At 69.6% G+C, this 7,376-nt stretch carries 6 protein-coding genes; all 6 read right to left on the minus strand.

Going from position 1 to position 7,376, the window contains the following annotated elements; all coding sequences use genetic code 11:
- Positions 1-4: 4 nt before the first annotated feature.
- Positions 5-1,396, minus strand: a complete 1,392-nt coding sequence (locus H7I87_RS11100; RefSeq protein WP_011724559.1) for an NtaA/DmoA family FMN-dependent monooxygenase — start codon at positions 1,394-1,396, stop codon at positions 5-7.
- Positions 1,393-2,514, minus strand: coding sequence for an LLM class flavin-dependent oxidoreductase (locus H7I87_RS11105; RefSeq protein WP_011724560.1), 1,122 nt, complete (start codon positions 2,512-2,514; stop codon positions 1,393-1,395). The genes H7I87_RS11100 and H7I87_RS11105 overlap by 4 nt, the downstream gene beginning before the upstream one ends.
- On the minus strand, positions 2,511-3,632 hold the full coding sequence (locus tag H7I87_RS11110; RefSeq protein WP_023881337.1) for an LLM class flavin-dependent oxidoreductase: 1,122 nt from the start codon (positions 3,630-3,632) through the stop codon (positions 2,511-2,513). Before H7I87_RS11110 ends, H7I87_RS11105 begins: the two co-directional genes overlap by 4 nt.
- A gap of 245 nt (positions 3,633-3,877) precedes the next feature.
- Positions 3,878-4,567 (minus strand): serine O-acetyltransferase, encoded by a 690-nt coding sequence (gene cysE, locus H7I87_RS11115; protein ID WP_011724562.1) that lies wholly within the window; start codon positions 4,565-4,567, stop codon positions 3,878-3,880.
- A gap of 1 nt (position 4,568) precedes the next feature.
- On the minus strand, positions 4,569-5,501 hold the full coding sequence (gene cysK / locus H7I87_RS11120; RefSeq protein ID WP_019731913.1) for a cysteine synthase A: 933 nt from the start codon (positions 5,499-5,501) through the stop codon (positions 4,569-4,571).
- On the minus strand, positions 5,502-6,794 hold the full coding sequence (locus H7I87_RS11125; RefSeq protein ID WP_023881338.1) for a thioester domain-containing protein: 1,293 nt from the start codon (positions 6,792-6,794) through the stop codon (positions 5,502-5,504).
- Positions 6,795-7,376: the final 582 nt, after the last annotated feature.

Here is a 7,376-nt window from a genome sequence, read left to right on the forward strand (position 1 = left end):
CGAATCATCCTGTCGCGCAATGGCTTTCCAGGTCAGCGCCGGGAGCGCTGCCCGGAGCCGGCGCCAGGCCGAGATGCTCGCGCAGCGTAATGCCGCGGTATTCGGCGCGGAAGCTGCCGCGCTCTTGCAGCAGCGGCACCACCTTGTCGACGAACTCGTCGAGACCGTGCGGCGTCAGGTGCGGCACCAGGATGAAGCCGTCGCAGGCATCCGACTGCACGTAGTGGTCGATCTCGGCGGCCACCTGCTGCGGCGTTCCGACGAACTGCTGACGGCTGGTCACCTCGATGATCAGCTCCCGGATCGACAGGTTCTCGGCCCGTGCCCGGGCCCGCCAGGTCTCGGCGACCGTCTTGGGGTCGCCGTGCCGGACCCGGCCGCGGGTGATGGTCGGATTCTCGACGGGCTCGACGTCGGGCAGCGGCCCGTCGGGGTCATAGGCCGACAGGTCGACGCCCCACACCTGCTCGAGGAACGCGATCGCGGTCGGGCCGCTGACCTGCTGCTCGCGGATGTGGCGGGCGTTGTCGGCCGCCTCGGCGGGGGTGTCGCCCAACGCGAACGTCGCACCGGGCAGCACCTTGAGCTGCTCGGGGTCGCGCCCGTGGGCGGCGGCGCGGCTCTTCACGTCGGCGTAGTAGCGCTGCCCCGCCTCGAGCGACCCGTGCAGCGTGAACAGGGCGTCGGCGTGCTTGGCGCCGAAGTCCCGGCCGTCGCTGGAGTCGCCGGCCTGCAGCAGCACCGGGTGGCCCTGCGGCCCGGCGGGCAGCGAGGCCACACCGCGCACGTCGAATTGCCGACCGTGATGCTCGACGACGCCGATGCGCGCGGGATCGGCGTAGGTTCCGGCGTCGACGTCGGCGATCACCGCGCCGGGTGACCAGCTGTCCCAGAACTTTCGGGCCACGGTGATGAATTCCTCGGCCCGGCGGTATCGGTCGGCGTGGGCGAGGAATCCGCCGCGGCGGAAGTTCTCCCCGGTGAACGCGTCGGAGGAGGTGACCATGTTCCAGGCCGCGCGCCCGTCCGAGAGGTGGTCCAGCGTCGCGAATTGCCTTGCCACCTCGTAGGGTTCGTTGAAGGTGGTGTTGATGGTGCCGGCCAGTCCGAGGCGTTCGGTGACCGCGGCGAGCGCGGCCAGCACGGTGAAGGTGTCCGGTCTGCCGACGACGTCGAGGTCGTGGATCTTGCCGCGATGCTCGCGCAGCCGCAGACCCTCGGCCAGGAAGAAGAAGTCGAACAGTCCCCGCTCGGCGGTCCGGGCGAGATGCACGAACGATTCGAACGCGATCTGGCTGCCCGCGCTCGGATCGGACCACACCGTGGTGTTGTTCACCCCGGGGAAGTGGGCGCCCAGATGTATCTGCTTGCGGCGACGTGCTTTTCGCGTGGTCATCCGGTGAGCCCCCAGCGTTTGGCGATCAGTTCGTGCGAGCGCAGCCGGTCGGCGTGCCGATGCGTCACCGAGGTGATCACCAGCTCGTCGGCGCCGCTGACCCGGCGCAGCACCTCGAGCCGGTCGGCCACCTCGTCGGGGTTGCCGACGAATTGTGTTGCGGTGCGGTCGGCCACCAGCGCCCGCTGCTCCTCGGTCAACGGATCGCACAGGTCCGGGTCCGGGTAGGGGATCGCGCCCTGGCCGCTGCGGATGGAATACACCCAGTGGCCGTAGCTGGACGCGAGATGGCGCGCGGTGGCGCTGTCCTCGGCGACCACAACGTCGGCCGACACCACCACGTAGGGCCGCGCCAGCCGGGCGGACGGCCGAAAAGCATTGCGGTAGGCCTCGATTGCGTCGAGCGCGGTGCCCGGGGTGATGTGGTAACTCGCGACGAACGGAAGCCCGCGGGCCCCGGCGACCTCGGCGCTCTGGCCGCGGGTGCTGCCGAAGATCCACGGCGTCAGCTCGGCGTGCTCGCCCGGCACCACCTGCAGCCGATGGCCGTTGACGGCATAGCTGCCGTCCAGCATCGCCTCGATGTCGGCGATCTGTTCGCCGAAGTCCGCGGGTTGTGCGCACGGCGGGGCCAGGACCGACGACTGCGCCCGGATCCGTTCGCTTTTCATCAGCGCCGTCTGGTCGAAGGGGGTGGGGATGACCAGCCCGTCCGTCTCCCGCCACGGCCGGGCCTCGGGCGGGGAGGCCGCGGCCGACGACGCGGCCGCCTCGGCGCGACGCTGCCCGGATCGGCCCAGCCCCATGTCGATTCGGCCGGGATACAGCGCGTCGAGAATGCCGAAGTTCTCCACCACGGCGACCGCGGTGGTGTGGCCGATCTGCACCGCGGCCGTCCCGACCCGGATGCGCGACGTGGCCGCGGCGATCTGGCCGATCAGCGTCACCGGTGCGGAGCTGGCCACCGCGACGAAATGGTGCTCGGCGAGCCAGTACCGGTGATAGCCCCAGCGCTCGGCGTGCCGGGCCAGGTCGATGGTGTTGCGCAGCGCGGTCGCGGCGTCGCAGCCCGCGCTGATCGGCGCGAGGTCCAGGATCGACAGCGGAGTCACGGTCATGACGCCGCCGTCGCGTAGCGGTTCGGGGCGGGCGCCAATCCCAGCCGCTCGCGCAGCGTCTCGCCGTCGCGGTAGCCGGTGCGGAAACGGCCGGCCCGCTGCAGCCGCGGCACCAGGTCGTCGACGATCGCGGGCAGGTCCAGCGCGTTGACCGCCGGCCGCAGCCGCACCCCGTCGACGCCCGCGTCCTGCCAGGCGACCACGAGTTCCGCCAAATCCGTTGCGCTGCCCGCGAATACCCGGGCGTCCGACGAGATGGCCGCCGCGGCGGCCAGCGGATGCCCGACCAACGACACCACCAGGTCCGCGTACACCCGGATCGCCCGGCCCGCGGCCCGTCGCGCCCGGTCGACCTCGGCCAGGATCGCCCGCAGGGAGTCGTCTTCGCGAGGCGTGACGAAGACCAGATCGGCATTGGCGGCGGCGAATTCGTACACCGGGGGCGTGTGCGCCAGCGCCGCCACCACCGGCTGGCCCTGCGGTGGCCGCGGGGTGATGGACGGGCCCTTGACCGAGAAGTACTTGCCGGCGAAGTCGATGTAGTGCAGCTTGTCGCGGTCGATATAGCGACCGGTGGCGACATCGCGGATGACGGCGTCGTCTTCCCAGCTGTCCCAGAGCCGGCGCGCCACCTCCACGGCGTCGGCCGCCTCGTCGAACAGCTCGTCCACCCCGGGGACCGCCCGCCGCCCGAACAACGCCGCTTCCTGCTCGGTCGCGCTCACCCGCACCTGCCAGCCGGCCCGGCCGTGCGAGATATGGTCAAGCGTGGCAATCGCTTTCGACACGTGGAACGGCTCGGTATGGGTGACCGTCGCCACGGGAATCAGGCCGATGTGTTCGGTGATCGGCGCTACCCGGGCCGCCACCAGGGTGGCGTCGGCGCGTCCCACCAGTCGCCGCGGCGAGATCTCGGCCCGGCGGCCCGGCTGCGCGTCCAGGCTGTCGTCGATGGTCAGGAAATCCAGCAGTCCGCGTTCGGCGGTGCGGGCCAGCGCCGCCCAGTATCGGCCGCTGAATTGCCCGCCGCCGGTGGCGTTGTGCGCGAACGCGTATCGCCACGCCTGGGGGTGCCAGCCGTACCCGTCCAGCGCCACGGCCAGGTGCAGCTCGGTCATGACCGACCCCGGAAACGTGTCAACGGCTCACCTTCGCGTTGTGTCGATAACTCACTGTGCAACGCTGGGCGCGGCAATGCATTCCGGCACCGGGTTAAGTTCAGCCTGAGTAATACTTCGCCGAGCTCAGCCGGGGTGAAACGCCACCATCCGGGTTAGGTGCAGCGTGGGCGAATGGCGTGCGCATGACTCGGATGCCCCAACGGGCAAAAGCGTTACGGCGAAGGGCCTTTGGCGGCTCACGCTCAGATGGAAAAGTCCTCGCCGTACCAGACGCCCGCTTCGGGCGGACGGATGACCCGACCGGTCTGTGATCCGTCGACCTTCGCCTCGAGCTTGGTCACCCGGGTCAGCAGCGATTGCAGGCTGACCCCGACCAGATCGGGCATCAGCGAGTCGTCCGGACCGCCGGGGCCGGGATGGGTGCGGGCGATGACCTGCCCGGGCACGCCCACCACCACAGCGCTGGAGGGCACCTCCTTGACCACCACGGCGTTGGCGCCGATGCGGCTGTCGTCGCCGATTTTGATGGCGCCCAAGACTTTTGCCCCGGCCCCGATGATCACCCGGTCGCCGATGGTCGGATGACGCTTGCCGGTGTCGCGGCCGCTGCCGCCGAGGGTGACACCGTGGTAGATGGTCACGTCCTCGCCGACCTCGGCGGTTTCCCCGATCACCACCCCCGTCGCGTGATCGATGAACAGCCCCGGCCCCAGCACGGCGCCGGGGTGGATCTCGACGCCGGTCAGGATCCGGGTGATCTCGGCGCAGATCCGCGCGGCCAGCCGGGCGCCGCGCCGCCACAGCCAGTGGTTGACGCGGTGACCCCAGATGGCGTGCACGCCCGGGTAGGCGAAGATCACCTGCAGCGTGGTCGGAGCGGCCGGATCGCGCTCCCGGGCCGCCCTGATGTCACGACGGATGGCTGCCAGCATGCTAATCGGCCAGGTCGGCGAACAGCGGCGTGCTCAGGTACCGCTCACCGAAGTCGGGGAGCACGACGACCACCAGCTTGCCGGCGTTCTCGGGCCGGCGGGCCACTTGCAGGGCGGCCACCAGCGCCGCGCCCGAGGAGATGCCGACCAGCAGCCCCTCCTCGGCGGCCAGCCGGCGGGCCAGCGCGATCGACTCCTCGTTGCCGACGGCGATGACCTCGTCGACCAGATCCATGGCAAGCACCGGTGGCACGAACCCGGCGCCGAGACCCTGGATCGGATGCGACCCCTTCTGGCCGCCGGACAACACCGGCGACGCGGCCGGCTCCACGGCGATGAACTGCGCCGACGGCTTGCGTTCCTTGATGACTTGGGCGACACCGGTGATGGTGCCGCCGGTGCCGACGCCGGCGACGAAGATGTCGACCTTGCCGTCGGTGTCGCGCCACACTTCCTCCGCGGTGGTGCTGCGGTGAATCGCCGGGTTGGCCGGGTTCTCGAACTGCTGCGGCACGAAATACCGGTCGTCGCTCTTGGCCAATTCCTCGGCCTTGGCGATCGCGCCCGGCATGCCGTCGGCGCCCGGCGTCAGCACGATCTCGGCGCCCAAGGCGCGCAACAACATTCGCCGCTCCACGCTCATTGTCTCCGGCATGGTGAGCACGCAGCGGTAGCCGCGCGCCGCGGCCACCAGCGCCAGCGCGATACCGGTGTTGCCGCTCGTCGGCTCGAGAATGATGGTGTCCGGTTTGATCAGGCCCGCCTGCTCGGCCGCATCGATCATGGCCACCCCGATACGGTCCTTCACGCTGTTGCCCGGGTTGAAGAATTCCAACTTGGCGACGACGTCGGCGACCGCACCTTCGGTGACCCGGTTCAACCGGACCAGCGGGGTGTTTCCGATCAGCTGCGTGACGTTCTCGGCGATGCTCATCTACCTTTTGTCTCCCACGATGTAGGACCAGGCCTCGTCGGCCTGCCAGCTAATATCGAACTCTATGGCCATCTCGGTGGGGATGGCTAGCGCAACGGGGGTAAACCGTTGCGACGCTTCGTCCAGCGCCACCCCGGTGAGCACGCGTCCATGCAGATCGCCAACGGTTTTCGCGGTCAGCGTTATTCCCGAGCCGCCCGGCGCCTCACGTATATAGAAGTCCGTGCCCGGTTCGACGACCTGCCCGACGGCGAAACCGTCGGCGTCCACCAGTTGGTGGCCGTCGTCGGCGCTGAGCAGCAGCGGGATTCGCACCCGGAAGGGTCCGATCAGCCCGGCATCCGCGGTGGCGTGCCGGTCGTCGAGCAGCAGGGCGTCGTCGGCGTGGTGGTCGGCGCGTCCCGCCTGCGCGAGCAGGTAGTTGTACAGGTGCACGACCTTGTCGGCGTTGCGGTAGTGGCGGGCGCCGGTGAGCCGGAAGTTGACGTGCTCGATGGTGGGCGTGGCCGTCTCCGACGTTGCCACCAGCCGGTAGTAGCGGTAGCCGCGCCCGCCGCGGCCGTGACTGCTCGACGACAGCGTGCTGCCCTCGCCCAGCGTGCGCTGGTAGCGCCGCTGTCCGGGCCCCAACCTCAGGTGCGAACCCGAAACATCCTGCCACACAACACCATTGGTGGATTTCTGCAGTTTCAATGTGGCGTCGCCCGCCGACGAGCTCCACACCGAGTAGCCGCCGAGCTGAGGTTGGCCGTCGAATTCGAAGGTGAGCACCGGTCCGGGCGCCCGGTGCACCGCGATGGGGACGTTGAGCGGTCGGGTGTCCAGGGCCAGGCCGTTGGTGAAGAACCAGATCGCCGCCTGCGTCGCGGCGATCGCCTCGTGTTCGGTGATGTTGGCCGGCCCGAGCGGATAGCCGGCGTCGCGCACCTGCCGGCTCAGCTCGGCGGTGGAGCGCAGCGGAAACGAGTTGCGCAGGATCCAGTCGACCTTGGCCTCGTGCCGCGACGTGCGCAGATGCGGCAGCGCGGACCAGGTGTCGACCCGGTAGCGGGACGGATGCGCCGGGGCGATGCCGGCGAAATCCAGCGAATAGGCGTGCACGTTCGGGTTGAGCCGGATCAGATCGGTGCGGGCCCAGCTGCCGTCGGCGAACACCACCCGGTCGACGGTGTGCGAATACGTGCCGCCGCGGTAGCGGGTCATCCGATTGAGCGCGGTGGCCGGTCGCACCACGCAGCGCCGGCGGGTGGCCACCGGCGCCAGGGCGCGGTCGGGCTCGGACAATATGGTCATGAGTCGTTGATCTTCCTGAAAAAGGCTTTCCATCGGCCCGCATCGTCGCAGCGCCGGACAGCGCCGGCGACACCGCCCGGGCAGGGGCGAGCGCGGGGATTTCTACAGCGTCAGAGGGCTTGCGGAAATCAACGACAACAACAGCAACAACAGGCCACGACGAGGCAGCGCGACGGGGCAAAGCGCGGCTGTAGGCGGTGTTGCATGTCACCACTATAGGTCATCGCACTTGGCCGTTTGTTCGGCTCAGCCCGGCTGTAAGTCTTGGGCGGCGGCGACCGGCTGGCCTAATGTCGGGACTCGTTGAGTCACCGACCACCGCGGGCCGGCGGACTCGGCGCGGCGGAGGGATGCACGGCACGCCGAGCGACGACGCACAACACCGGCTCGGCGCGCGGCCCCGGCCCCGATGGGGCACGATGAATCCACCGATCCGGGCCGCATTTTTCGACCACGCACGAAAGGACTCTCAATGAAGATGTCAAGCCGCCGACTTGGTGATCGGGGGTGATTCGGGTTGCCAGGTGCGGTTGTCACGGATGAGGGCGTAAAGGACGTTGGTACGGCGTCGCGCCAGGCAGA

Origin of the sequence: Mycobacterium timonense (genome assembly GCF_025821985.1) — a bacterium.
Lineage (GTDB): Bacteria > Actinomycetota > Actinomycetes > Mycobacteriales > Mycobacteriaceae > Mycobacterium > Mycobacterium avium.